19 protein-coding genes are annotated in these 24,136 nt (G+C 72.5%); 7 read left to right on the top strand and 12 right to left on the bottom strand.

Features of this window, described 5'->3' with window-relative positions:
• Nucleotides 1–18: 18 nt before the first annotated feature.
• A complete protein-coding gene (locus tag ACZ56U_RS20845) occupies nt 19–915 on the bottom strand; it encodes a TIGR01777 family oxidoreductase (RefSeq protein ID WP_469085486.1) in 897 nt (298 codons plus the stop codon).
• A 62-nt stretch (nt 916–977) separates the two neighbouring features.
• Here ACZ56U_RS20845 and ACZ56U_RS20840 point away from each other — a divergent pair, with 62 nt between their 5' ends.
• Entirely contained in the window at nt 978–1,457 is a 480-nt protein-coding gene (locus tag ACZ56U_RS20840) for a GNAT family N-acetyltransferase (RefSeq protein ID WP_469085485.1), read from the top strand.
• A 42-nt stretch (nt 1,458–1,499) separates the two neighbouring features.
• Here the strand turns inward: ACZ56U_RS20840 and ACZ56U_RS20835 are convergent, their stop codons facing one another.
• Nucleotides 1,500–2,144, bottom strand: a complete 645-nt coding sequence (locus ACZ56U_RS20835) for a TetR/AcrR family transcriptional regulator (protein WP_469085484.1) — start codon at nt 2,142–2,144, stop codon at nt 1,500–1,502.
• Nucleotides 2,145–2,217: 73 nt separating this feature from the next.
• Entirely contained in the window at nt 2,218–3,402 is a 1,185-nt protein-coding gene (locus ACZ56U_RS20830) for a MarP family serine protease (RefSeq protein WP_469085483.1), read from the bottom strand.
• 205 nt (nt 3,403–3,607) lie between these two features.
• Between ACZ56U_RS20830 and ACZ56U_RS20825 the strand changes: the two genes are divergently transcribed.
• Nucleotides 3,608–4,483 carry a peptidoglycan recognition protein family protein gene (locus ACZ56U_RS20825; protein ID WP_469085482.1) on the top strand — a complete coding sequence of 292 codons (876 nt, stop codon included), beginning with the start codon at nt 3,608–3,610 and terminating at the stop codon, nt 4,481–4,483.
• 50 nt (nt 4,484–4,533) lie between these two features.
• On the opposite strand, the gene ACZ56U_RS20820 is transcribed toward ACZ56U_RS20825, so the two are convergent.
• The 9 genes from ACZ56U_RS20820 to ACZ56U_RS20780 form a co-directional block, all read right to left on the bottom strand.
• Complete coding sequence (locus ACZ56U_RS20820; protein ID WP_469085481.1) at nt 4,534–5,673, bottom strand: lipid II:glycine glycyltransferase FemX; 1,140 nt, start codon at nt 5,671–5,673, stop codon at nt 4,534–4,536.
• 324 nt (nt 5,674–5,997) lie between these two features.
• A complete protein-coding gene (locus tag ACZ56U_RS20815) occupies nt 5,998–6,537 on the bottom strand; it encodes a carboxymuconolactone decarboxylase family protein (protein ID WP_469085480.1) in 540 nt (179 codons plus the stop codon).
• A 20-nt stretch (nt 6,538–6,557) separates the two neighbouring features.
• On the bottom strand, nt 6,558–7,076 hold the full coding sequence (locus tag ACZ56U_RS20810) for a DUF4240 domain-containing protein (protein ID WP_469085827.1): 519 nt from the start codon (nt 7,074–7,076) through the stop codon (nt 6,558–6,560).
• Between the two features lie 56 nt (nt 7,077–7,132).
• Complete coding sequence (locus ACZ56U_RS20805; protein WP_469085479.1) at nt 7,133–8,110, bottom strand: helix-turn-helix transcriptional regulator; 978 nt, start codon at nt 8,108–8,110, stop codon at nt 7,133–7,135.
• Nucleotides 8,111–8,290: 180 nt separating this feature from the next.
• Complete coding sequence (aceE, locus tag ACZ56U_RS20800; RefSeq protein ID WP_469085478.1) at nt 8,291–10,996, bottom strand: pyruvate dehydrogenase (acetyl-transferring), homodimeric type; 2,706 nt, start codon at nt 10,994–10,996, stop codon at nt 8,291–8,293.
• 274 nt (nt 10,997–11,270) lie between these two features.
• Nucleotides 11,271–11,900: a GntR family transcriptional regulator gene (locus ACZ56U_RS20795; protein ID WP_469085477.1), complete on the bottom strand. Its 630-nt coding sequence runs from the start codon at nt 11,898–11,900 to the stop codon at nt 11,271–11,273.
• 247 nt (nt 11,901–12,147) lie between these two features.
• Entirely contained in the window at nt 12,148–13,959 is a 1,812-nt protein-coding gene (sucB, locus tag ACZ56U_RS20790) for a 2-oxoglutarate dehydrogenase, E2 component, dihydrolipoamide succinyltransferase (protein ID WP_469085476.1), read from the bottom strand.
• 66 nt (nt 13,960–14,025) lie between these two features.
• Nucleotides 14,026–15,414: a dihydrolipoyl dehydrogenase gene (gene lpdA, locus ACZ56U_RS20785; RefSeq protein ID WP_391229797.1), complete on the bottom strand. Its 1,389-nt coding sequence runs from the start codon at nt 15,412–15,414 to the stop codon at nt 14,026–14,028.
• A gap of 311 nt (nt 15,415–15,725) precedes the next feature.
• Nucleotides 15,726–17,267, bottom strand: coding sequence for a leucyl aminopeptidase (locus tag ACZ56U_RS20780; RefSeq protein ID WP_469085475.1), 1,542 nt, complete (start codon nt 17,265–17,267; stop codon nt 15,726–15,728).
• A 342-nt stretch (nt 17,268–17,609) separates the two neighbouring features.
• Here ACZ56U_RS20780 and ACZ56U_RS20775 point away from each other — a divergent pair, with 342 nt between their 5' ends.
• The 5 genes from ACZ56U_RS20775 to ACZ56U_RS20755 all read left to right on the top strand — a co-directional run bounded on the left by ACZ56U_RS20775 (nt 17,610) and on the right by ACZ56U_RS20755 (nt 24,126).
• Nucleotides 17,610–19,634 carry a hypothetical protein gene (locus ACZ56U_RS20775; RefSeq protein ID WP_469085474.1) on the top strand — a complete coding sequence of 675 codons (2,025 nt, stop codon included), beginning with the start codon at nt 17,610–17,612 and terminating at the stop codon, nt 19,632–19,634.
• Between the two features lie 124 nt (nt 19,635–19,758).
• Nucleotides 19,759–21,279 (top strand): GT4 family glycosyltransferase PelF, encoded by a 1,521-nt coding sequence (gene pelF / locus ACZ56U_RS20770; protein WP_469085473.1) that lies wholly within the window; start codon nt 19,759–19,761, stop codon nt 21,277–21,279.
• Nucleotides 21,276–22,727 (top strand): hypothetical protein, encoded by a 1,452-nt coding sequence (locus ACZ56U_RS20765; RefSeq protein WP_469085472.1) that lies wholly within the window; start codon nt 21,276–21,278, stop codon nt 22,725–22,727. The genes pelF and ACZ56U_RS20765 overlap by 4 nt, the downstream gene beginning before the upstream one ends.
• Nucleotides 22,724–23,353 (top strand): spherulation-specific family 4 protein, encoded by a 630-nt coding sequence (locus ACZ56U_RS20760; RefSeq protein WP_469085471.1) that lies wholly within the window; start codon nt 22,724–22,726, stop codon nt 23,351–23,353. Before ACZ56U_RS20765 ends, ACZ56U_RS20760 begins: the two co-directional genes overlap by 4 nt.
• Nucleotides 23,350–24,126, top strand: coding sequence for an endo alpha-1,4 polygalactosaminidase (locus tag ACZ56U_RS20755; RefSeq protein WP_469085470.1), 777 nt, complete (start codon nt 23,350–23,352; stop codon nt 24,124–24,126). The genes ACZ56U_RS20760 and ACZ56U_RS20755 overlap by 4 nt, the downstream gene beginning before the upstream one ends.
• Nucleotides 24,127–24,136: the final 10 nt, after the last annotated feature.

Raw genomic sequence — 24,136 nt, 5'->3', positions numbered from 1 at the left:
CACGCCGGTCGCATAGGGTCACCCGGCGGCTCGGACGGCCCCTTCGATCTCCGGGAACGCGAAGGTGAACCCCGACTCCAACAGCCGCTTCGGCACCACCCGTTGGCTGCCCAGCACATCCGAGGACAGCTCCCCGAGCACCGTCCGCAACACCGGTGCGGGCACCGGGAAGAGCGTCGGCCGGCGCAGCACGCGTCCCATCGCCTCGGTGATCTCCCGGTTGGTCAGGGGGTTCGGGGCGGTCAGGTTGAACGGTCCGGACAGCCCGTCGGTGTCGAGAAGATGCCGGATCGCGGCCACCTCGTCGTGCAGCGAGATGAACGACCAGTACTGCCGCCCGTCGCCCAACCGCCCCCCGAGCCCCGCCTTGAACAGCGGGAACAGCCGCCCCCAGGCCCCGCCCTCGCGGGACACCACCAGCCCGGTCCGCGTGAACACGGTCCGCACCCCCGCCTCCCGCGCCGGAGCCGCCGCCGCCTCCCACTCCACGCACAGCTCGGGCAGGAACCCCTCCCCGGGCGGCGCGCTCTCGTCGACGACCCGGTCGCCGGTCTCGCCGTAGTAGCCCATCGCGCTGCCGTTGACGAAGACCCGCGGCGGCTCGTCCAGCGCGGCGACGGCCTCCGCGAGCGCCGCGGTGCCGTCGACCCGGCTGGACCGGATCCGCGCCTTGTACGCCTGCGTCCAGCGCCGGTCGCCGATCCCGACGCCCGCGAGGTTCACCACGGCGTCGCACCCGGCGAGGCCCGCGGTGTCCACCCGCCTGCCCTCGGGGTCCCAGCGCACCTCGCCGTCGCCTCGGGGTGCCCGGCGCACCAGGCGCACCACCTCGTGTCCGTCGGCCGTCAGGGAGCGGACCAGGGCGCTGCCGATGAGTCCGGACGCGCCGGCCACCGCGATTCGGGAACGATGCATGCCGTCCATTCTGCTCCGTACCCCCACCAGGTCCGGCTCGCGCGCGCCGTAGGGTGGCCGGCATGCACATACGTCACGCCACCTTCGACGACGAGGACGCGCTGGGTCGCCTCGACCGCGCCACCTGGTCCACGCTGCACGCGGTCGCACCGCGCCCCCAGCCGCCGTACGAGCCCTTCTACGGCGAGCGGTTCGGGCCGCGCGACCATCTCGTCGCCGAACTCGACGGTGTGCTCGTCGGCTACCTCAGGCTCGCCTTCCCGACCCCGCTGGCCAGCAACGCGCACGTCCGCCAGATCCAGGGCCTGGTCGTCGCCGCCGAGGCGCGCGGGTCCGGGGTGGGCCGGGGGCTGCTGCGCGCGGCGCAGGAGGAGGCCAGGAGGCTCGGCGCCCGCCGTCTCACCCTGCGCGTCCTCGCCCACAACACACCGGCCCGCAAGCTCTACGAGTCCGAGGGGTTCGTGGTGGAGGGCGTGCTGCCCGAGGAGTTCCTCCTCGACGGCGTCTACGTGGACGACGTCCTCATGGGGCGCGGTCTGTGACCTGAGCGGCGCCTGCGGCTCGGTGGCCGCCCGGCGGACGGCTCAGCGCCCGCCGTCGGTCAACAGCCGCATCCCGCCCGCCAGTTCCCGCAGGCACCGCACCGCCAGTTCCGCCGGGGAGCCGGGGCCGGTGGTGTCCGCGTCCGTCGCCGCCCAGGTCTCCATCGCGACCCGGATCGCGTCCGTGGCGGCCGCCGCCGCGAGCCGCACCGCCAGCGGGTCGGCGTCCGCTCCGGCGAGCTTCGTCACCACCGGGAGCAGCTTCTCCTCGGACTCCTGGTTCACCCGGTACCACACCGCCCGCAGCGCCGGGTCCGCCGTCGCGGCCCGCAGCAGCGCCCGGGTCTGCCGCAGCCCCTCCGCCGCGTGCGCGTCCGGCACCGACAGCGACTCCTCGATCGCCCGCTCCAGCGCCCGCGGCAGCCCGGCGGTGCCCGGCTCGGCCACCGCCAGCAGCTCGCGCCAGCGGTCCGCGGCCCGGGCCAGCAGCGGGCCGACGGCGTCCTGTTTGCTGCGGAAGTACCGGTAGAAGGTGCGCGGCGCGACCCCGGCGCGCTCGGCGATGGCCTCGGCCGTGGTGCCGTCCGGCCCGTGCTCGGTGAACAGTTCGGCGGCGGCGCGTGCGATGTCCAACTGGGTCGCCGCCTTGCGGCGCTCGGTCAGTGAGGAGGGGTGCTTGGTGCTCACCGGGGAAGCGTACGCCGCGGCTGTGACAGTGCCCCGCCGCCGAGCGGGGCGCCCGCCACCGCGCCGCGGACGGCTACGAGGTCGCCAGTTCGCCGGTGTCCACCGGCGCCGTCGCGGCCGCCGCGCGCCGGGCGTCTTCGGCCACCTCGTCGGCGGTCAGGACGTACCCCGTCTCGGCGTCGGAGGTCGAGCGGGCGAAGACGACGCCATAGACCTGCCCGGTCGTGGTGAGCAGCGGGCCGCCGGAGTTGCCGGGGCGGACGGTGGAGCGGATCGAGTAGATCTCGCGGGTGACCGTCTCGTCGTTGTAGATGTTCTGGCCGGTCGCCCGCACCCGGTTGGCCACGGTGGCCGCCTGGAGGTTCAGGTCCCCGTCCTGCGGATAGCCGGCCACGACCGCGGAGTCCCCGCGCGAGGCGTCGTCGTCGAAGCGCAGGACGGGCGCCCGAAGGCCGGGCACGTACAGCACGGCCACGTCCTTGTCCGGGTCGAAGAGCACCACACGCGCCTCGTACGACCGTCCCACCCCGCCGACGCGGACGGTCGGCTCGTCGATGCCGGCCACCACGTGGGCGTTGGTCATGACGTGCTCGCGGGAGTAGACGAAACCGCTGCCCTCGCGGCCCTGGGTGCCGGAGACGCCCTCGATCTTCACGGTGCTGCGCTGGGCGGCCCGGGTGGCGCTCGCGGTGACGCTGTCGCCGGTGGGCTTGGCGACCCGCGCCGTCGACTCGTTCTCGAAGGGGTTGAAGACCTGCGGGAAGCCCGCCTCGGTGAGCGCGGAGGTGGCCCGGGAGAACCAGGCCGGCGTGGTCTCCGGCATGGTGTCCTGGACCGCCCCGAGCAGCCGTGAGTCCTGGATCGCGGTGGTGAGGACGGCGGAGGAGGAGGCGCCCAGCACACTCGCCGCCACCCACGCCACGATCAGCACGGCGACCGAGTTCGCCGCGGCCCCGCCCACCCCGTCGGCGACCCTGAGCGGCCCCCGGTCCAGCTCCCGGCGCAGTCGCAGCGCCAGGCGGCCCGCCAGTTCGTGCCCGAGCACGGCCGGGAGCAGCACCGTGAGCACCGCGGTGACCGTCGCCGTGGTGCTGCCCGGCGTCACCAGGTCCATGATCCACGGCAGTACCCACACGCCGATGACCGCGCCGCCCACGAACCCGGCGAGGGAGACGCAGCCGGCCACGAGGCCGCGCCGGTAGCCGGAGGCCGCGTAGGCCAGGATCACCAGCACCAGCAGGATGTCGAGCAGGTCCACGGAGCCGCCTTTCTCTCGGACCCCTTAGTACGGGCGGGACGACCCCGGTGATCACACATACCCGCGCGGGGTGCCCGGAACCGGCCACGCGTGCGTGCGGGCGTCGTGCGTCGCATCCGGAGAAACGCCCCGGACCAGGACGATGGTTCCACCGGGTGGCACACCACACATCGCGGACGCGGCGGACCCGGCGGACAGTGGGACCATGCGTGTCCGACGAGCCCGGGGGATGCGACGACGGCGGCCGGTCCGCATACGGACCGGGCGACCGCCCCTGCCCGCACCGGCCGGGCGGATACCGGCCCGCGCGCTGCTCGTCCTCGCCTGTCTGCCCGGGCTGACGGCCGTCGCGGCGCTCGTGCTCTGCGCGTACGGCGTCGAACGCGCGGCCGGTGCCGGTGCCGCGCACCGCCTGGCGGCCCGTTCCGCGGGCGCGCACCACGCGGCGAGGCCGCCCATCGTGCCGAGATCGGTCTGGGTCGCCGCCACCGGCGAGGCGAGCACCGCCGCGCTCACCCCGCCCCCGGCCCGCTACGACGACAAGGTCGTCGCCGTCTTCGTCCACCACACCGACTCGCCCAACGGCTACGACTGCGCCGAGGCACCCCGCATCATCCGCCACCTCGCCGCGGGCCAGACCGGCGTCCGGCACTGGGACGACATCGGCTACAACTTCCTCGTCGACCGCTGCGGCACGATCTACGAGGGACGCGCGGGCGGCGCCGACCGCCCCGTCACCGGCGCCCACACCCAGGGCTTCAACCACCGCACGACCGGCATCGCGGCCCTGGGCACCTTCACCGCGGGCGTCTCCGTCCCCCGGGCGATGACGGACGCGATCGCGGCACTGGCGGCCTGGAAGCTGGGCCTCGCGGACATCGACCCGCGCGCACGTGTCCGGCTGACCTCCAGCAACGGCCTGAGCCGCTACGCCGCCGGCACCACCGCGACCCTGCCCGCCGTGGCGGGCCACGCCGAGGGCTACATGACCAGCTGCCCCGGCGCCGCCCTCACCGCCCGCCTCCCGGAGATCAGACAGACCGCGGCACGCCTCCAGGGCAGACTCCCCGCGCCCCCCTGACGGCGACCGTGCTCTGACCCCCTGGACGGGGGACTACGCCATGACGGTCGTCACCGGCTGCCTCCCCGCCGCCCGAGATACGCCCGCACGGCCCGCTGGAGCACCCTGCCCTGACTGCCCACGGGCCGCTCCCACTCACCGAGGTACTCCACGGCACGGCCCCCCGCGCCCGTCTTGAAGCGCAGCCGCCCCAGCAGCCGGTCCTGGCCGAGGGCGGGCGTGACGGACCGCAGGTCGTACGTCTCGACGCCCGCCGACCGCGCGTCGTTCATCATCCGCCACACCAGGGCACTGCTGGGCCGCAGGTGACGCCCCTGCCGCCCGGAGGCGGCGTAGGAGTGCCAGGAGCACGAGCCGACGTTGATCATGAGCGCGGCGGAGAGCACCTCGCCCTGGTACTCGGCGAGATACAGCCGCACCCGGTCGTCGTCCTCGGCGTTCAGGGCCTGCCACAGGCGGCGGAAGTAGTCCGGCGGCCGGGCCCTGAAGCCGTCGCGCGCGGCGGTCGCGGCGTACAGCCGGTAGAAGTCGGGCAGGTCCGCCGCCGTCCCCCAGGAGACCCGCACCCCGGCCCCCTCGGCGGTACGCAGCGACTGCTCCCAGTGACCGGCGAGGCCCGCGCGCAGATCGTCCGCGGTGCGCCCCTCCAGCGGGACGAGGCAGCCGTACCGCGGCTGGCCGAGACCGAAGCCGTTCGCCCCGCCCTCCTCGCACCGCCGCCACCCGAGCCGCCCCAGCCGCTCGGCCGCGTCCAGCGCGTACCCGTCGATGGCCGCCGCGGGCAGCTCGCGCAGATGGCGTACGGCGGGGTCGGCGATCCCCGCCGCGACCGTCGCCGGGTCCCACCGGCGCACGACGACCGGCGGGCCGATCCGCACCGAGAACGCGCCGCGCGCCTCCAGATGGGCGACGAGCGGGTCCAGCGGGCGCTCCAGGCGCGGGTCCCGCCAGTCGATGCCCGGCCCGTCCGGCAGGTAGGCCAGGAAGCGCCGGGTGCCGGGCAGCGGCCGGTACAGGACGAGTGCCGCCGTCACCATCGCCCCGCCCTCGAACCAGCCGACGCTCTCCGCCAGCCAGTCCGGCTTCACACCGGCCCACTCGGGGATCTGGAGATGGCTCGCGTCGGGGTGCAGCCTGAGGTGGGCGAGATGTTCCTCGCGCGTGATCTCCCGCACGGACGGGCTGGTCATGGGCAGGGCGCTCCTGTTCAGGGCCGCACAGCGGCGGGAGCGGCCACGGTACGCCGGGGATCACGCCGCCGGTCAAGGGTGCGGAGGTGAACGTTCCGGACCCACCTCGTGACCTCGGTCACCGCCGTCGCCAGGACGACCCGCGGCCCTGACCGCGGCCCTGACCGCGGCCGTGGCCGTGCTCCTCGGTCCGGCCGCGGTCACGGCGTCCGCCCTGGACCAGGCCAACGCGGCCCCGACGCACCACATGGTGCTGAAGGCCGACCAGACGCAGGCGTACCTCCCGACGGACCCCACCCGCAGGCGCGCGCCGCCGTCTGAGGCTCAGCCGGGACCGTCGCCCGTCAGCCCGAGAAATTGCTCGCCGGACGGATCGAGGTCGACCCCGAGCCCGTTCATGACGCCCGCCAGCATGACGTAGTAGCCGACCGTCGTGACGATCTCGACGACCTGCCGGTCGGTGTGGTGGGCCCGGAGCGCCGCCAGGACGTCCTCGGACAGGGTGTGCCGGGAGACGAGTTCGAAGGCCGCCGCGAGGACCGCCGACTCCGCCGCGTCGAACTCCGGACCGCCGGGGCGCAGTTCGGCGACGGCCGCCAACTGGCCTTCCGTGACCCCTGAGTTGAGGGCGATCGGCCGGTGCTGCACGGCCTCGTACGCGCAGTCCGTGCCGGCGGCCACCGCCATGATCAGCAGCTCTCGCAGCCGCACCGGCAGCGTCGACTCCAGCAGCACGGCGAGGCCCATGTCGATCGCCGTGTCCGTGAGCGGCGGGGCGTGGGAGAGCATGCGGAAGGCGTTCAGCGGCACCGGTAACTTCGCGACGCCGTCGGCGGGACGTTCCGGGTACGGGATGCGAGCCATGGTTCCCCCTGAGGTAGACGTCAGCCCCTGAACCGCTCCCACAGTTTGGGGTACCGCTCCGCCAGCAGCCGCTCGTTCTCCAGGTCCAGCGGTGCGCCCGCCGGCTCCGGGGGCGCCGGCGGGATGCCGAGGTCCGGTGCGACGACACCGGTGAGCTGCTCGTACGCCTCGTCCGCGACGTAGCCGAGCTCCTCGCCGTCGCCGTCGATCTCCTCGTCGAAGTCGTCGAGCAGGTCGGCCAGTGCGTCCGGGTGGTGCACGGCACCCTCGTAGACCTCGCGGCCCTGGCCGATCAGCCAGCAGCGGAAGAAGTCGAAGGTGTCGTCACCGGCCCCGTCGAGCAGCACCCGGGCCGCGCCCCACAGGTCCCAGGTGTACGCGCGGTTGTAGCGGGCCTCGAAGTGACGGGCGAAGTCCAGGACCATGTCGGGGTCCAGTTGCAGGAGCCGGTCGATGAGCAGGTCGGCCTGCTCCTCGGGGTCGCCCTCGGCGGCCTCGCGGGTGGCGTCCACCAGCTCCCAGAACTCCGTCTCGTCCATCACGGGTCCAGCATCGGCCCTGAACGGGTGAGGCGCACGTGGAGTGCGGCGGATTGTTATGTCCCGTACAGAGCGGCCAGACGTCCCGCGTCCGCGGCGAAAAGCGCCCGCAGCCCCGCCGGAGCCAGCACCTCCACCTCCGGCCCCAGCGACAGCAACTGGGTACGGGCGACCTCCTCCGACTCCACGGCGACCGTCACACGCACCCAGCCGTCCTCGTCCGCCGCCCCGGCCCGCTCCAGCGCCTCGGCGGTGGAGACCCGGTCGGCGAGGACGTACGGCAGCCGCCGTGCCCCCTGCGGGGACAGCCGTACGACGACCTCGGCCCGCAGGATCGACCGCGCGAACCGCTCCGCCTGCTCCGCCCAGAAGGCCGGCAGCTCGAAGGCCTCGTCACGGGAGAACCGGTCCACCGAGGGCGTCACGGTCGTGAACCGGTCGACGCGGTAGACCCGGAACGCGCCCGGCTCGGCCACCCGTGCGCACAGGTACCACACCCCGGCCTTCAGCACGAGCCCGTACGGCTCCAGCTCCCGCTCGACCTCCGCCGCGCCCTTGCGGTACCGGGCGGTCACCCGCCGGTCGTCCCACACCGCGTCGGCGACCGCGGGCAGCAGCTCGGGCGTCCTCGGCTCGCTCCACCAGTTCGGGGCGTCCAGGTGGAAGCGCTGGGCAGCAGTCCTCGGGGCGTCCCGCAGCGAGGGGAGCAGCGCCGCGGACACCTTCAGCCGGGCGGCCGAGGCGGCGTCCTCGAGGCCCATCTCGCGCAGGGCCCCCGGGACCCCGCTCAGGAACAGCGCCTCCGCCTCGCCCCGGGCCAGCCCGGTGAGCCGGGTCCGGTACCCGCCGATCAGGCGGTAGCCGCCGGCCCGCCCTCGGTCCGCGTAGACCGGGACCCCCGCCTCCGACAGCGCCTGGGCGTCCCGGGTGATCGTCCGCTCGGACACCTCCAGCTCGCTCGCCAGCTCGGCGGCGGTCATGGAGGGCCGGGACTGGAGCAGCAGAACCATCTTGATGAGGCGGGCGGCACGCATACAGCCCATGATGCGGGGCGCTCCGCGGGGTGGGCGGAGTCGGGTGCGTTTTCGGGTGCGGGCCGGTGGGGGTCTGGTCGCGCGGTTCCCCGCGCCCCTGAAAGACAGGCGTGCCTAGGCCGACCTGCTTTCAGGGGCGCGGGGGAACTTCACGGCCGGCCCCACGCACCCGTGGCCGAACTACAACCCGTACCGCTCCCGCGCTTCCTTCACGGCCGTCGCCTTGACTTCTCCGCGCCGCGCCAGCTGGGCGAGCGCCGCGACCACGACCGACTCGGCGTCGACGCCGAAGTGGCGGCGGGCGCCCTCGCGGGTGTCGGAGAGACCGAAGCCGTCCGCGCCCAGCGACGAGTAGTCCTGCTCGACCCACTGCGCGATCTGGTCCGGGACCTGGCGCATGTAGTCGGAGACCGCCAGCACCGGGCCGTCGGCGCCGTGCAGCGCCTGACGGACGTACGGCACCCGCTCCTCGCCGCGCAGCAGGGCCGCGTCGGCCTCCAGCGCGTCGCGGCGCAGCTCGGTCCAGGAGGTCGCGGACCACACGTCGCCCGCCACGCCCCACTCCTCGGCCAGCATCCGCTGCGCCTCCAGGACCCAGTGGATCGCGGTGCCGGAGCCCAGCAGCTGGATGCGCGGGGCGTTGGCGGCGGCCACGTCCAGGCCCGCCGACTCCGCCGTGTTGAAGCGGTACAGGCCCTTGACGATGCCCTCGTCGATGCCGAGGCCCGAGGGCTTCGCCGGCTGCGGGAGGGGCTCGTTGTAGACCGTGAGGTAGTAGAAGACGTTCGGGTCCTCGCCGGGGGCCGCCTCGCCGTACATCCGGCGCAGACCGTCCTTGACGATGGCCGCGACCTCGTAGGCGAACGCCGGGTCGTAGGTCAGCGCCGCCGGGTTCGTCGCCGCGATGACCGGGGAGTGGCCGTCGGCGTGCTGGAGGCCCTCGCCCGTCAGCGTGGTGCGGCCGGCCGTGGCGCCGATGAGGAAGCCGCGGCCCAGCTGGTCGCCGAGCTGCCACATCTGGTCGGCCGTGCGCTGCCAGCCGAACATCGAGTAGAAGATGTAGAACGGGATCATCGCCTCACCGTGCGTGGAGTACGCGGTGGACGCGGCGATGAAGTCGGCCATCGAACCGGCCTCGGTGATCCCCTCGTTGAGGATCTGGCCGTTCGTGGCCTCCTTGTAGTACATCAGCTGGTCACGGTCGACCGGCTCGTACGTCTGGCCCTTGGGGGAGTAGATGCCCAGGGACGGGAAGAGGCTCTCCATGCCGAAGGTGCGCGCCTCGTCGGGGACGATCGGCACCCAGCGCCTGCCGGTCTCCTTGTCGCGGACCAGGTCCTTGATCAGGCGGACGAAGGCCATGGTGGTCGCCACGTTCTGCGAGCCGGAGCCCTTGTCGAAGGAGGCGAAGGCCTTCTCGGCGGGGGCCGGCAGCGGGGCCACCGGGTGCACGCGGCGGGCCGGGGCGGGACCACCGAGGGCGGCGCGGCGCTCCTGGAGGTAGCGCACCTCGGGGGAGTCGGCGCCGGGGTGGCCGTAGGGCACGACCCCGTCGACGAAGTCGCTGTCCCTGATGGGCAGTTCAAGAAGATCACGCATCGCCTTGAACTCGTCCACCGACAGCTTCTTCATCTGGTGGTTGGCGTTCTTCGACGCGAAGCCCTCGCCGAGGGTGTGGCCCTTGACCGTCTGGGCCAGGATGACCGTGGGCGCGCCCTTGAACTCGACGGCGGCCTTGTAGGCGGCGTAGACCTTGCGGGCCTCGTGGCCACCGCGGGAGAGGTGGAAACACTCGAGGATCTTGTCGTCGCTCAGCAGCTTCGCCATCTCGGCGAGCGCCGGGTCCTTGCCGAAGAAGTCCTCGCGGATGTAGGCGGCGCCACGGGTCTGGTACGTCTGGACCTGCGCGTCCGGTACCTCGCGCAGCCGTCGTACCAGCGCGCCCGTGGTGTCGAGCTGGAACAGCTCGTCCCAGGCGGTGCCCCACAGCGTCTTGACGACGTTCCAGCCGGCGCCGCGGAACTGGGCCTCCAGCTCCTGCACGATCTTGAAGTTGGCGCGGACCGGACCGTCGAGGCGCTGAAGGTTGCAGTTGATGACGAAGGTCAGGTTGTCCAGGCCCTCGCGGGAGGCGAGCGCGAGTGCCGCGGTCGACTCGGGCTCGTCCATCTCACCGTCGCCGAGGAAGGCCCACACGTGGGAGGCGGAGACGTCCTTGATGCCGCGGTTGGTGAGGTACCGGTTGAAGCGCGCCTGGTAGATGGCGGAGAGCGGACCGAGACCCATGGAGACGGTCGGGAACTCCCACAGCCAGGGCAGCCGGCGCGGGTGCGGGTACGACGGCAGGCCGTTGCCCCCCGCCTCGCGGCGGAAGTTGTCGAGGTGGCCCTCGTTCAGCCGGCCGTCGAGGAAGGCGCGGGCGTAGATGCCGGGGGAGGCGTGGCCCTGGATGTAGAGCTGGTCACCCGAACCGTCCGCCTCCTTGCCCTTGAAGAAGTGGTTGAAGCCGGTCTCGTAGAGCCAGGCCGCGGAGGCGAAGGTGGCGATGTGGCCGCCGACGCCGTACTTGGAGCCGCGGGTGACCATCGCGGCCGCGTTCCAGCGGTTCCACGCGGTGATCTTCCGCTCCATCTCCTCGTCGCCGGGCGCGGAGGGCTCGGCGGCGGTGGGGATGGTGTTGACGTAGTCGGTCTCGAGAAGCTTCGGCAGCGCGATGCCGCCCGCCTCCGCCCTCTCCAGCGTGCGGCGCATCAGGTACGCGGCACGGTGCGGGCCGGCAGCCTTCGCGACCGCGTCCAGGGAGGCCTGCCATTCGGCGGTCTCCTCGGGGTCGCGGTCCGGGAGCTGGTCGAGCTCGCTCGGCTGGATGGCGTTGGGGTCGGTCATGTCGCCGCCTTCCTCAGTCGAAGGGGGTTCCCTCATCGGTAAGGGTTCGGGGTCGCCCTAGGTCTTTGGCAGGACAGGGCTGGGGCCTCGGTGGAGGCCCGTCGGCGACTGTAACTCCCTGATCGATGATCGATCAAAGGGTTGCGAGGCAAAACCTCTTGATTTCGAGAAAGTAGGCACGGGGTGCCTCGCCAGGAGACACCGGGTGCCGTCGTTTCCGGTGGTTTCCGCAGGTGGGGATACGCCCGAGGGGTACGTATGAGCGGGGTCGCGCTCAGGGTTCGTGGCGCGGGGCGCAGCCCAGGACATGCGCCTTGACGAGTTCGGCGATACGGGGATCCCGGCGCCGGAAGGCCTGCACCAGCTCCTCGTGCTCCTCCGCGTAGGACTGCTGCACGGTCCCCAGCCAGCGGATCGACAGGGCCGTGAACACCTCGATGCCGAGCCCCTCCCAGGTGTGCAGCAGCACGGAGTTCCCGGCGGCGCGGACCATCTCCCGGTGGAACCCCACGGTGTGCCGCACCTGGCCGGTGCCGTCGGAGGCACGGTCGGCGTCGTAGAGCGCGGCGACATGCGGCTCCAGGGCCGAGCAGTCCGCCGCCAGCCGCTCCGCCGCCAGCTCCGCCGCGATGGCCTCCAGACCGGCCCGGACCGGATAGCTCTCCTCCAGGTCGGCCGCGGTCAGATTCCGCACCCGTACGCCCTTGTTGGGCGCCGACTCGATCAGCCGCAGCGACTCCAGCTCGCGCAGCGCCTCCCGCACCGGCGTCTGGCTGACCTCCAGCTCGGTCGCGATCCGCCGCTCGACGATGCGCTCGCCCGGCTTCCAGCGTCCGCTCACGATCCCCTCCACGATGTGCTCGCGGATCTGTTCGCGCAGCGAGTGGACGACGGGCGCGGTCATGAGTGCTCCTTAGGGAGGGCTTTGACGCTTAGACAATAAGGCCGGTTCGCTCCGTGGGTGGGGCGGGTGGGGGTGCTTATGCGCAGGTGAGACGAGACTTACACGTCCGGCCTGGTCGCGCCGCGGAGCGCCCACGCGGCGAACCGGACCATACAGCTCCGTGTTCGGCGGCCGGCCCCGCCGCAACGGCGACGCCCCGTCCGGAGAAGCTCCGGACGGGGCGCCGTACAGCCTGTGCGCAGGACGGTCAGAGGCCGAGCTCGACCTCGAACTCGCCCGCCTCCAGGATCGCCTTGACCGCGGTCAGGTAACGGGCCGCGTCGGCGCCGTCCACCAGACGGTGGTCGTAGGACAGGGTCAGGTACGTCATGTCGCGGACGCCGATGACCGGGCCGTCCTCGGTCTCGATGACGGCCGGACGCTTGACCGTGGCACCGATGCCGAGGATCGCGACCTGGCCCGGCGGCACGATGATCGTGTCGAAGAGCGCGCCGCGCGAACCGGTGTTGGAGATGGTGAAGGTCGCGCCGGACAGCTCGTCGGGCGTGATCTTGTTCGCGCGGACCTTGCCCGCGAGCTCCGCCGTGGCCTTGGCGATGCCGGCGAGGTTGAGGTCGCCCGCGTGCTTGATGACCGGGGTCATCAGGCCCTTCTCGGAGTCCACCGCGATACCGATGCTCTCGGTGTCGAAGTAGGTGATCGTGCCTTCGCCCTCGTTGATCCTGGCGTTGATCGGCGCGTGCGCCTTCAGCGCCTGGGCCGCCGCCTTGACGAAGAACGGCATCGGGGAGAGCTTGACGCCCTCACGGGCCGCGAACGCGTCCTTGGCCCGGGCGCGCAGCTTCATCAGACGCGTGACGTCGACCTCGACGACCGAGGACAGCTGCGCCTGCTCGTGCAGCGCCTTGACCATGTTGTCGCCGATGACCTTGCGGATGCGCGGCATCTTGACGGTCTGGCCACGGAGGGGGGAGGCCTCCAGGCTCGGCGCCTTCTTGGCGGCGGGGGCGGCCGCGGCGGCGGGGGCCGGAGCGGCGTCGGTCTTCGCGGCCTCGGCGGCGGCGACGACGTCCTGCTTGCGGATACGGCCACCGACACCGGTGCCCTTGACGGCGGCCAGGTCGACACCGTGCTCGGCGGCGAGCTTGCGCACCAGGGGGGTGACGTAGGCGCCGTCGTCACCGGAGGTCGCGGCCGGGGCCGGAGCCGGGGCGGCGGCGGCCGGAGCGGGCGCCGGAGCCGGGGCCGGAGCGGCGGGCGCCGGGTCGGGCGCCGGAGCCGTCTGCTGCTGCGGGGCCGGAGCCGAGGGCGCCTGCGGGGCCGGGGCCGGGGTCGGCGCGGGCGCCGCGGGGGCGGGAGCCGGAGCCGGGGCGGGGGCCTCGGCGGCCGGGGCCGGGGCGGCGGGGGCCGGGGCAGCGGCCGGAGCCGCACCCGGGGCGCCGATGACGGCCAGCTTGGCGCCGACCTCGGCGGTCTCGTCCTCGCCGACCGTGATCTCCAGCAGCACACCGGAGGTGGGTGCCGGGATCTCGGTGTCGACCTTGTCCGTGGAGACCTCGAGCAGCGGCTCGTCGGCCTCGACGGAGTCGCCGACCGACTTCAGCCAGCGGGTGACGGTGCCCTCGGTGACGGACTCGCCGAGCGCGGGCAGGACGACGTCCGTGCCCTCGGCGGAGCCGCCGCCGGAGGCGGCCTCGGCGGTGGGAGCGGGCGCCGGGGCGGCCTGCTCGGTGGACGGGGCGGCAGCGGCCGGCTCCGGAGCCGCGGCGGGCTCGGGCTCGGGCTCGGCGGCCGGGGCCGGTTCGGCGGCGGGCGCGCCCGAGCCGTCGTCGATGACGGCCAGCTCGGCGCCGACCTCGACCGTCTCGTCCTCGGCGACCTTGATGGACGCCAGCACACCGGCGGCGGGGGAGGGGATCTCGGTGTCGACCTTGTCGGTCGACACCTCGAGCAGCGGCTCGTCGGCCTCTACTCGCTCACCCTCGGCCTTCAGCCAGCGGGTGACAGTGCCCTCGGTGACGCTCTCGCCGAGCGCCGGAAGGGTTACGGAAACCGCCATGGTTTCGGTTGCTCCTTACGAATTGCGGAAGTCTGTGTCGTCGCTTCGCGGGTGTTCGACCGAGGGTCAGTCGTGCGCGTGCAGCGGCTTGCCCGCCAGGGCCAGGTGGGCCTCGCCGAGCGCCTCGTTCTGCGTCGGGTGGGCGTGGATGAGCTGGGCGACCTCGGCCGGCAGCGCTTCCCAGTTGTAGATCAGCTGGGCCTCGCCGACCTGCTCGCCCATGCGGTCGCCGACCATGTGGACGCCGACCACGGCACCGTCCTTGACCTGGACGAGCTTGATCTCGCCCGCGGTGTTCAGGATCTTGCTCTTGCCGTTGCCCGCCAGGTTGTACTTCAGAGCGACGACCTTGTCCGCACCGTAGATCTCCTTGGCCTTGGCCTCGGTGATACCGACGGAGGCGACCTCCGGGTGGCAGTAGGTCACGCGGGGGACACCGTCGTAGTCGATCGGGACGGTCTTGAGACCGGCCAGACGCTCCGCCACCAGGATGCCCTCGGCGAAGCCGACGTGCGCGAGCTGGAGGGTCGGGACCAGGTCGCCGACGGCGGAGATGGTGGGGACGTTCGTCCGCATGTACTCGTCGACCAGGACATAGCCGCGGTCCATCGCGACGCCCTGCTCCTCGTACCCGAGACCGGCGGAGACCGGGCCGCGGCCGATGGCCACCAGCAGGACCTCGGCCTCGAACTCCTTGCCGTCGGCCAGGGTGACCTTGACGCCGTCCTGGGTGTACTCGGCCTTCTCGAAGAAGGTGCCGAGGTTAAACTTGATCCCGCGCTTGCGGAACGCGCGCTCCAGGAGCTTGGAGGAGTTCTCGTCCTCGACCGGCACCAGGTGCTTCAGGCCCTCGACGATCGTGACCTCGGTGCCGAAGGACTTCCACGCCGAGGCGAACTCGACGCCGATGACACCGCCGCCGAGGATGATCGCGGACTTGGGCACGCGGTCCAGGACGAGGGCGTGGTCCGAGGAGATGATCCGGTTGCCGTCGATCTCCAGGCCCGGCAGCGACTTCGGCACGGAGCCGGTCGCCAGCAGGACGTGACGGCCCTGGATGCGCTGGCCGTTGACATCGACGGAGGTGGGCGACGACAGCCGGCCCTCACCCTCGATGTAGTGGACCTTCCGGGAGGCGACGAGCCCCTGGAGACCCTTGTACAGACCGGCGATCACGCCGTCCTTGTACTTGTGGACCCCGGCGATGTCGATGCCCTCGAAGGTGGCCTTCACACCGAACTGCTCGCTCTCGCGGGCCTGGTCGGCGATCTCGCCCGCGTGCAGCAGGGCCTTGGTGGGGATGCATCCCCGGTGCAGGCAGGTACCGCCGACCTTGTCCTTCTCGATCAGGGCGACGTCAAGCCCCAGCTGCGCCCCGCGCAGGGCCGCGGCGTAACCGCCACTACCACCGCCGAGGATCACTAGGTCGAAAACGGTGCTGGCGTCGTTCGCCACGTCACGTCCTCCATGCATGTGCGCCGTACGCCGGTCTCCAGTGACCGGGCGGCGGCTGGGTCCGGCCGCTCTTTCTTCGGCCCTGTGGTGGGGGCCCTGTCCTGCCGAGCCCCATCTTCGCACTTGTCCGAGAAGAACGAGACGCCGGGCCGGGGTGTGAGACACCACACGCTCACCTGTGAGCAGGGGGAAAAGGCTCACATCCGAACGGGGGACGCGGTGAGCCACTCAGGGGCGCGGGGAACCGCGCGACCAGCCACAACCGGTCCGCGGTCGCCCACGCCCCGAAGGCATCGGCTCTTAGGCGAACATCACCCCAGGTCACCCGCGGCCGTGAGCTCCGCCAGCCGCACGAGGGTGCGTACAGCGGTACCCGTGCCTCCCTTGGGCGTGTACCCGAACGGCCCACCCTCGTTGAAGGCCGGCCCCGCGATGTCGAGGTGCGCCCAGGTGATCCCCTCGCCCACGAACTCGCGCAGGAAGAGCCCGGCCACCAGACCGCCGCCCATGCGCTCGCCCATGTTCGCGATGTCCGCCGTGGGGGATTCCATCCCCTTGCGCAGGTGCTCCGGCAGCGGCATCGGCCACGCCGGCTCGCCCACCTCCTCGGCGGCCTCGTGGACCGCGGAGCGGAACGCGTCGTCGTTCGCCATGATCCCGAACGTCCGGTTGCCCAGCGCCAGCATCATCGCGCCGGTGAGGGTCGCGACGTCGACGATCGCGTCCGGCTTCTCCGCCGAGGCCGCCCACAGCGCGTCCGCGAGCACCAGCCGGCCCTCGGCGTCGGTGTTGAGCACCTCGACCGTCTTGCCGCTGTACATCCGCAGCACGTCACCCGGCCGCACGGCGGAGCCCGACGGCATGTTCTCGGCCAGCGCCAGCCAGCCGGTGACGTTGACCTCGAGCCCGAGCCGGGCGACCGCGACGATCGCCGCGAACACCGCGGCCGCGCCGCTCATGTCGCACTTCATCGTCTCGTTGTGACCGGCCGGCTTGAGCGAGATGCCGCCCGAGTCGTAGGTGATGCCCTTGCCGACGAACGCGAGGTGCTTCTTGGCCTTGGAGGAGGTGTACGACAGCTTCACCAGCCGCGGCGGCGTCGCCGAGCCGCCGCCGACGCCGAGGATGCCGCCGTAGCCGCCCTTGAGCAGCGCCTTCTCGTCGAGCACCTGCACCTTGATGCCGTGCTCCTTGGCCGCGGCCTGCGCGACGGCGGCGAAGGCCTCCGGGTACAGGTCGTTCGGCGGGGTGTTGACGAGGTCACGGGCCCGGTTGAGCTCCTCGGTGACCGCCAGGGCGCGCTCGACGGCCGCCTTGTACGCCTTGTCACGGGGCTTGCCGCCGAGCAGGACGACCTCGGCGAGCGGCGCCTTGCCGTTCTTCGCGTCGCCCTTCGTGCCGGCGGTGCCCTTGTACGCGTCGAAGGAGTACGCGCCGAGCAGGGCGCCCTCGGCGACCGCCCCGGCGTCCGCGGCGTCGGCCAGGGGCAGGGCGAAGGCGGCCTTCTTGGTGCCGGTCAGGGTGCGGGCGGCGGCGCCGGCGGCGCGGCGCAGGGCCTCGGAGTCGAAGGAGGAGTCCTTCTCGGGCTCCGGGCCGAGTCCCACCGCCACCACGAGCGGGGTCTTGAAGCCGGACGGCGCCGGCAGCTTCGTCACCTCGCCCTCCGCGCCGGCGGCACCCAGGGTCTCCAGGAGGCCGGCGAGCTTGCCGTCGTAGGCCTTGTCCACGGCCTCGGCGCCGGGTGCGACGACCAGGGCCCCGGCCTTGGACGCAGTGCCCTTGGCGACACCGATCACGATCGCGTCGGCCCGCAGGCCGGGCGCCGCGGAGGTGCTGAGAGTGAGAGCAGTCACGGTGGTGAATTCTCGCTTCCGATGTGAAGTTCAGTTGGCGGTGCGGGTGGGACGACCGGGCCCGACGGCCGACCCGGGATCTGTGTGCCGGGGCGGCATCGACCGGGGCCTTCACCCCGTCGATGAACACCCGGCACGAGCCTACGCGCGTGTGGCTGGTTCGCTCATTCCTACGGACGTTCACCTGTGAGTGGCGTCAAGGCCACTTCTCGATCCTCACTCCCGGTGACCTCAGTCACACTCGTCGTGTTCCGGCGAGCGTCTCGCTCGCCGCTTTGCATGATTTCCACTGATCCTCCTCGGGTTTGCCCCAAGGGGATCTTCTGGGGGAGGACACACATAATGGCGCAGAGTGCGCACAGATGGAGGGGCGCGACCGCTGCCCTGACAGCCGCCGGACTGGTGGCGTTGGGACTCGGAGCACCAGGCGCGGCGGCCGCCACGGCGCCGCGCGTCGACCTCAAGGTACTGGTCGTGGACAACGGCGACAGTCCGGTCCAGGCCATCACCGCCCAGCTGAGGAGCACGGGCGTCCCGTACACCACGGTCGACCTGAACGACGCGAACCGCCCGACCATCACGGCCACGTTCCTCAGCGACACCGTCAACGGCACGCCCCGGGCCCGGTACCAGGGTGTGGTGCTGCCCAACGAGGCCCCGTTCGGAGCCGGTTCGGCCGAGCAGAGCGCGCTGGAGGCCTACGAGAAGACCTACGGCATCCCGCAGGTCGACGCCTACACCTGGGCCCACCCGGGGGTCGGCCTGGAGTACAGCAGCTACTCCGGCTCGCTGGACGGGCAGGAGGCGGGCGTCACCGCCGCGGGCAAGTCGGGATTCTTCGGCTATCTCGACGGCGCCCTCGCCTTCGAGGACAACTCCCCGTCGGTGATGGAGAGTTACGGCTACGTCGCGACCCCCGGCAGCGGCTTCACCAGCTACGTCGACACGGCCGTGCCCGGCGCCGCGGGCCGCGGCAGCCTCATCGGCGAGTACGCCCACGACGGGCGCCGCGAGCTCGTGGTGACCTTCGCCTACAACCAGTACCAGCAGCAGTTCCGGGTGCTGGCGCGCGGCATCGTCGAGTGGCTCACCCAGGGCGTCCACCTCGGGCAGGCCCGCAACTACTTCGCCGTCCACGTCGACGACGTCTTCGCCCCCGACAGCCGCTGGGACGCCGCACGCAACTGCACCCCGGGCGACTTCGACTGCGCGGGCGGCGACGGCGAGGGGACCACCCCGATCCGGATGACCGCCGCCGACGCGGCCTACGCCGCCCAGTGGCAGCAGGAGCAGGGCTTCACGCTCGACATGGTCTACAACGCGGGCTCCGGCGAGCAGTGGAAGACCGAGAACGGCGGCACGGACGCCCTCGCCGCCCGACTGCTCGCCGACAAGGCCAAGTACCGCTGGATCAACCACACCTACACGCACCAGTTCCTCGGCTGCGTCCAGGACACCGCCACGGTGCCGTGGAGCTGCGCGAAGAACGCCGACGGCTCGACCCGGTACATGAGCCGGGCCGACATCTCCGCGGAGATCCGCGACAACTACAACTGGGGTGCCGCCAAGGGCCTTCCGATGACCCGCGGCGAGCTGGTCACCGGCGAGCACTCGGGCCTGAAGACCCTGCCGCAGCAGCCGGCCGACAACCCCAACCTCGCCGGCGCCCTCGCCGACAACGCCATCAAATGGACCGCCTCCGACAACTCCCGTGAGCCGGACCAGCGCTCCATCGGCAGCACCAGGACCGTGCCGCGCTACCCGATGAACGTGTACTACAACGTCGGCACCGACGCCGAGATGGTGGACGAGTACAACTGGATCTACACCTCGGCGGCCGACGGCGGCAGCGGCGTCTGCGAGAACAACCCGTCCTCCACCTGCCTGCCCGGGCCGCTCGACCCGGCCACCGGCTACCGGTCCTACATCGTCCCGCTGGAGGCCCGTACCGCGCTCGGCCACGCCATCGCCAACGACCCGCGCCCGCACTACGCCCACCAGTCGAACCTGGCCGAGGACCGGACCCTCTACCCGGTCATGACCAAGGTCCTCACCGACTACCGGGCGCTGTTCGCCGACAACACCCCGGTCCAGAACCTGTCGCAGACCGCGATCGGCACCGAGCTCCAGCGCCGCGCCGCCTGGCAGGCCGCGGTGGCCTCCGGCAAGGTGACGGCGTACCGGATCGGCACGACGGTGACGATCACGGCACCGGGCGGGACCCAGGTCCCGGTGACGGTTCCGGAGGGCACGAAAAAGCAACTCCTGCTCGGCACCAACGTGTTCGGAACCCCGTACGCGGGCAGGCGCTCGGCCTGGACCACGCCGGAAGCGCTGCAGAGTGCAGTCACCCTGAAGCTTCCGTAGAGCAGTAGCGCCCCTCTTTTCAGGGGCGCGGGGAACTGCGCGACAAGCCACGACGCACCCGCAGTCGGCCACCATCGCGCAGTTCCCCCCACAGATTCCGCAAACAGGGGGGAACCGCACGCCCATGCGTACGGGCCGACACGTCACCATGCTCACCGAAGGCACCTATCCGCATGTCCACGGCGGCGTCAGCACCTGGTGCGACCAGCTCGTCAAGGGCATGCCGGAGGTCGACTTCCACATCCTGTCGCTCACCGGGAGCGGTCGCGAACCCGTGACGTGGGAGCTGCCGCCCAACGTCTACCGCCACACCTCGGTGCCCACCTGGGGCCCGCGCCCGGGCCGCGGACACGCCCCGCGCGGCAGGGCCAGGCGCCGCTTCATCGACGCCTACGAGCGCTTCCTGCTGTCCTTCCTGGACCCCGAGACCTCCTGCGACTTCGGTGAGGCCCTGTACGAGCTGGCCCACCTCGCCCGCGACGGACGGCTGTCGGCGGCCCTGCGCACCGAGGCGGCCCTGCGCTCACTGATGTGGATATGGACGATGCCGCACCTGCCGACGGCCGCGGCCCGCCCCACCGTCCACGACGCGCTCACCGCGACCGACCTGCTGGAGCACGCGCTGCGCCCGCTCGGCGTCCGCGTCCCCGAGGACTCGGTCGCCCACGCCGTGAGCAGCGGGCTCGCCACCCTCCCGGCCCTCGCCGCCCACCGGTTGGACGGCGTGCCGTTCCTCCTCACCGAGCACGGCATCTACCTGCGCGAGCGCTATCTCGGCTATCGCTCCGACTCCCAGCGCTGGCCGGTGAAGGCGTTCATGCTCGGCTTCTACCGTGAGCTCAACTCCCTGGGCTACCGCGCGGCCGACCTGATCACCCCCTGCAACCAGTACAACCGCCGCTGGGAGGAGCGCGGCGGCGCCGACAGTGGCAAGATCCGCACGGTCTACAACGGCGTCGACCCCGCCGCCTTCCCGCACGCCGGCCCCGAGCCCGAGGTCCCCACCCTGAGCTGGTGCGGGCGCGTCGACCCCATCAAGGACCTGGAGACCCTGATCCGTTCCTACGCCATGGTCCGCGCGGAGCTGCCCGAGACCAGGCTCAGGCTCTTCGGCCCGGTCCCGCCCGGCGGCGAGGAGTACCGCACCCGCCTGGAGAAGCTCGCCGCCGAACTCGGTGTCACCGACGGCCTCACCTTCGAGGGCCGCATCAGCGAGGTGTGGCGGGCGTACGCGGCCGGGCATGTCGTCATGCTGTCGTCGATCTCCGAAGGGTTCCCCTTCTCGATCATCGAGGCCATGTCCTGCGGCCGTACGACGGTCTCCACGGACGTCGGGGGAGTGCGCGAGGCGGTCGGCGACACCGGACTGGTGGTGCCCCCGCGCGAGCCGGAGAAGCTGGCCGCGGCGGCTCTGACCCTGCTCAGGGACGACGAACGGCGCCTGAGACTGGGCGAGTTGTCACGCCAGCGGGTGATCGACCGCTTCACGCTGCGCCGCTCGGTGGACAACTTCCGGACGATCTACCAGGAACTCGCGGGCCTGCCCGAGGTGTACGAGCCCACCGTCGAGACCGTCGCCGACTGGACCCTGGAACTGCGCGACCCCTGGTACGCCGCCGTCGCCACGGACGGGACCGGCTGGTGAGCGGCTCCGTCTGGCTGCCCCCGGGCGCGCGCCCCGACACCGTGCCCGGCATCCCCCGGCAGCGCACCCCCAGTTGGGCCGAGCCCGACCCGGTCGACGCACTCGCCGAGCGCCTCGACGACTTCGTGGCCGCCGCCGTCCACCCCGACGAGATCGCCGCGCTGCTGGAGTCCGACGGCCTGTCCGACGACCAGATACGCGAGCGGTACGGCGTCAAGAACTCCTTCGCGCTCGCCGAGGAGCTCTACGAGAGGGTCGACCGCCGTTATCCCGAACCGGACGGCCCGTTCCACGACCCCTGGCAGGTGGGCCTGCTGGGCTGCCTCCTGCGCGGCGTGGTCTTCGCCCTCCCCGGCTTCGCCTACGTCCTGGGCGCCCCCCTGCTGACCGGTCCCAAGGACCACGGCCTCCCCGTCGGCACGATCCCCCTGCTGGCCGGCGCCCTGGTCGGCTGGACCTGGAACCAGGGCCTCGCCCACCGCGCGTACTCCTGGCTGGGCCTGGGCGACCGTGAGGCGGCCAGACGCAGCCTGCTTCTGGGAGCGCCGGTGGGCACGGTGCTCGGTGTCCTGGCGGCCCTGCTCGTCGCGAGCCCAGGAGACCTGTCGGGGCCGGCCTTCGCAGCCGGCCAGTCCCTGTACCTGGGCGCCTCCACGGTCCTCCTGGTCCTCGCCCGCGAACGCGCGTTGCTGCTGGCCCTGTTGCCGATGGCGGCGGGCGCGGCCCTGACCCTGCTCCACCCCCTGCCGGCCGCGGCGAGCGTCGTCCTGCTGCTGGGCTCCCTGACGGCGGTGGCGGTCCTGGCGCTACGGGACGTCGTGCCGAGGGGGAGCGGACCGGAGGGGCGCGGGGAACCGCGCGACCGGCCGCGACGAGGCCGCAGACGACGAACGACCATGGGGCCCCGCCTCTCCGCATCCCTCCCGTACGCCCTCTTCGGCCTGGGCAGCGGCGTCCTGGTCCTCTACGCCGCCCTCGGTGACCCCCTCGCCGCCGTCGCCCTGACCCTCAGCATGGGACCCGCCGAATACCTCCTGCACCGTTTCCGCAGCAGCGCCCTCGCGGGCCTGCGCAACACCAGCACCCCGAAGGCCTTCTGGCGCACCACGACCCGGACGGTCGCCGCGTGCCTGACCGTCTACCTGGCCACCCTCCTCGCCCTCAGCCTCGCGATGTCCGCCCTGTGGCCGCAGGCCCCCGGCGTCACCGCCACCCGCCTGACCGCCCTGCTCCTGCTCGGCGTGGTCCTGTGGACCGGGCTGCTGCTCCAGTCCTTCGGCGCCATCCTCCCCGCCACAGCGGTCTGCTGCGCCGCGGCCCTCGCCCAGACCCTCGCCGTGCTGGCCCACGCGGGCGACTGGGCCGCCCTGTCCGTCCACGCCGCGGCCGCGGCGGCCCAGGCCACGCTGGTCTGCGCCCTGCTGGGAAGGGTGACGGCCCACCGATGAGCACGCTCCTGCTCCCGTACTACGAGCACCCGTTGGTCCGCCCCGCCGAATGGGAGGCGGTCATCGCGGCGGCGCCCCGCCTGTACGCGGTCGTCCTCAACCCGGCCAGCGGCCCCGGCGACCGGCCCGACGAGGCCTTCGCCGAGGTCTCCGGGCGGCTGCGTGGAGCGGGCGTCCGGGTGTTGGGGTACGCCGACACCGACTACGCCCGCCGGCCCCCCGCCGACGTCGCCCGCGATCTCGCGCGCCACCGCGACTGGTACGGCACGGACGGCGCCTTCCTGGACCAGGTCGCCTCGGGCCCCGAGGAGTTCGCCTACTACCGGCGGCTCGCCACCGCCGTCCGCGGCACCCTCGTCCTGAACCACGGCACCACACCGCACTCCTCGTACGCCCGCGTCGCCGACGTCCTGGTCACCTTCGAGGGCACCTGGGCGACGTACCGCCGGCAGCCCCCGCGGCCCTGGCCCGGCGGCACGGGCGTCCGGCTGTGCCACCTGGTGTACGGCGTCCCGGACGGGGTCGACCTGGCGGCGGTACGAGGGGTGGACCTGTACTGCGCGGTGCCGGGGATGGGGGATCATCCCTGGGGTACGTTGCCTTCCACTCTGGAGCCCGCTCGGTGAGACGCGTTTTCTGGCTGGTCCCCCTGCTCCTGCTGGCCGCCTGCACGACCAGCCCCGACGCGAAACCCGGCACGCGCTGGCAGCCGACGCCGGGCCTGGACTGGCAGTGGCAGTTGAGCGGCCGGACGATCGACACCTCCGTCGACGTGCCCGTCTACGACATCGACGGCTTCGACCAGCCCCGCTCGACGGTCACCGCCCTGCACCGCGAGGGCCGCAAGGTGATCTGCTACCTGTCCACCGGCGCCTGGGAGGACTGGCGGCCCGACGCGGAGAAGTTCCCCGAGTCGGTGCTGGGGCGCGGCAACGGCTGGGAGGGCGAGCGCTGGCTCGACATCCGCGCGACCGACGTGCTGGAACCGCTGATGGCGGACCGCCTGGACATGTGCCGCGAGAAGGGCTTCGACGCGGTGGAGCCCGACAACATGGACGGCTACGACAACCGCACCGGCTTCCCCCTGAAGGCAGCCGACCAGCTCCGCTACAACCGCCTGATCGCGAAGCTGGCCCACGACCGGGGTATGGCGGTCGGCCTGAAGAACGACCTGGCCCAGATCCCGGACCTGGTCGGCGACTTCGACTTCGCGGTCAACGAACAGTGCGCCCAGTACGGCGAGTGCGAGGCCAACACCCCCTTCGTCAAGGCGGGCAAGGCCGTCTTCCACGTGGAGTACGAACTCCCCACGCGCCGCTTCTGCGCCACCTCCCGGAAGCTCAAGCTGAGTTCGATGCTGAAGAAGTACGACCTGGGCGTGTGGCGCCGGGCCTGCTAGTGCCGAGGCA

The sequence above is a fragment of the Streptomyces sp. NPDC034103 genome, from assembly GCF_055575395.1.
Note: the sequence above shows the minus strand (reverse complement) of the source record. Positions and strands in the feature narration are given on the sequence as shown.

Excerpts from the sequence above, each read along its gene's own strand:
- ACZ56U_RS20845 (WP_469085486.1), bottom strand. The coding sequence starts at position 915 with ATGCATCGTTCCCGAATCGCGGTGGCCGGCGCGTCCGGACTCATCGGC.
- ACZ56U_RS20840 (WP_469085485.1), top strand. The coding sequence starts at position 978 with ATGCACATACGTCACGCCACCTTCGACGACGAGGACGCGCTGGGTCGC.
- ACZ56U_RS20825 (WP_469085482.1), top strand. The coding sequence starts at position 3,608 with ATGCGTGTCCGACGAGCCCGGGGGATGCGACGACGGCGGCCGGTCCGC.
- ACZ56U_RS20820 (WP_469085481.1), bottom strand. The coding sequence starts at position 5,673 with ATGACCAGCCCGTCCGTGCGGGAGATCACGCGCGAGGAACATCTCGCC.
- ACZ56U_RS20815 (WP_469085480.1), bottom strand. The coding sequence starts at position 6,537 with ATGGCTCGCATCCCGTACCCGGAACGTCCCGCCGACGGCGTCGCGAAG.
- ACZ56U_RS20810 (WP_469085827.1), bottom strand. The coding sequence starts at position 7,076 with ATGGACGAGACGGAGTTCTGGGAGCTGGTGGACGCCACCCGCGAGGCC.
- ACZ56U_RS20805 (WP_469085479.1), bottom strand. The coding sequence starts at position 8,110 with ATGCGTGCCGCCCGCCTCATCAAGATGGTTCTGCTGCTCCAGTCCCGG.
- aceE (WP_469085478.1), bottom strand. The coding sequence starts at position 10,996 with ATGACCGACCCCAACGCCATCCAGCCGAGCGAGCTCGACCAGCTCCCG.
- ACZ56U_RS20795 (WP_469085477.1), bottom strand. The coding sequence starts at position 11,900 with ATGACCGCGCCCGTCGTCCACTCGCTGCGCGAACAGATCCGCGAGCAC.
- sucB (WP_469085476.1), bottom strand. The coding sequence starts at position 13,959 with ATGGCGGTTTCCGTAACCCTTCCGGCGCTCGGCGAGAGCGTCACCGAG.
- ACZ56U_RS20775 (WP_469085474.1), top strand. The coding sequence starts at position 17,610 with ATGGCGCAGAGTGCGCACAGATGGAGGGGCGCGACCGCTGCCCTGACA.
- pelF (WP_469085473.1), top strand. The coding sequence starts at position 19,759 with ATGCGTACGGGCCGACACGTCACCATGCTCACCGAAGGCACCTATCCG.
- ACZ56U_RS20760 (WP_469085471.1), top strand. The coding sequence starts at position 22,724 with ATGAGCACGCTCCTGCTCCCGTACTACGAGCACCCGTTGGTCCGCCCC.